Source organism: Blautia sp. OF03-13 (assembly GCF_003460685.1).
Classification (GTDB): Bacteria; Bacillota; Clostridia; order Lachnospirales; family Lachnospiraceae; genus Fusicatenibacter; species Fusicatenibacter saccharivorans.
This window is the reverse complement of record NZ_QTVR01000057.1, coordinates 1-1,085: the sequence shown is the minus strand read 5'-3', so window position 1 is coordinate 1,085 and position 1,085 is coordinate 1. Positions and strand designations below refer to the sequence as shown.

Annotated in this window: 2 protein-coding genes; both read left to right on the top strand. The window is 38.4% G+C overall.

Annotation, left to right across the window (positions count from 1 at the left end; translation table 11 throughout):
* Positions 1 to 455, top strand: a 455-nt coding sequence (locus DXA55_RS16855; RefSeq protein ID WP_147342042.1) for an IS66 family transposase, incomplete at its 5' end; no start/stop codon positions are given.
* 256 nt (positions 456 to 711) lie between these two features.
* Entirely contained in the window at positions 712 to 954 is a 243-nt protein-coding gene (locus DXA55_RS16850) for a hypothetical protein (RefSeq protein ID WP_002596221.1), read from the top strand.
* Positions 955 to 1,085: the final 131 nt, after the last annotated feature.

Sequence of the window (1,085 nt, the reverse complement as noted above, 5' to 3'; positions counted from 1 at the left end):
CAAAAGCAAAAAATCACACTGCGGAGCAGAGAAAACAATTTCGTCTTGAAAAGGAGAAGCCGATACTGGAGGCATTCTGGAATTGGCTGGATCAACAGCGCCCAAACAAGGGAACCCGTTTGGCGAAAGCGGTAAACTATGCCCAAAATCGGAAAGACACCCTGATGACCTATCTGGAAGACGGTCATTGCAGTTTATCCAACAATCTTAGCGAGAATGCAATCAGACCATTCACTGTTGGCCGGAAGAACTGGCTGTTCAGCGCCAGTCCTAAAGGAGCCACCGCTAGTGCTATTGTGTATACCATGGTTGAGATGGCAAAAGCGAATGATCTGAATACCTATAAATATCTGACATATCTCTTATCACAGCGGCCAGACGATAAAATGTCAGATGAACAGTTAGAACAGCTTGCCCCATGGAGCGAGACTGCGAAAACGAACTGTCAAAACTAAAATAGAGTAAAACGCTTGCATCTATCATTTTGGTGCAAGCGTAATTCATGAGTAACGTAGCAATATTTTGCGCTTACGTAACTTCAAGTTTACAGAACTGAATCAAAAGAGCTCGAAGGAGCTCTTTTTCCTTTTTTATAATAGTATCATTATGGTATAATAGAGACATTAAAATCGTTGTTTGGTGATTTGGTAAATCCCAATAAATTAATTTTATAGGGAACAGAAAATTTGAATTTGCAAAGGAGGACTATGTATGCGTATATGGAAAGCAATATTCAGCGTATTAACTATTATTTTTGGCTCACTGGGACTGATAAACATAGTTTCTACTGATATAACACTGCCGATTATGTTTGTCTTTATGGGATTAACTATGTTGACAAATGCAAAGGAGTGTTATGATAAAGGTGCGAAGAAAGATGCTATGATATTTGCAGGCATAGCGATTTTTGTCTATGTAGTCACAGCATATAATCTGATAAGCAGATTTATGTAACTTCCAGTTTGGAGAATTGAGAAAATCGGTATTTGAGGAGGCGAATGTAATGAAAAGTACGGACAAAATAATAGACTATTTGAAAAAGACTTATCAACCGGAATCGATAATTGTCTATGGTTCTTTTGCTG

Coding starts and splice junctions, on each gene's coding strand:
- DXA55_RS16850 (WP_002596221.1), top strand. CDS start 712: ATGCGTATATGGAAAGCAATATTCAGCGTATTAACTATTATTTTTGGC.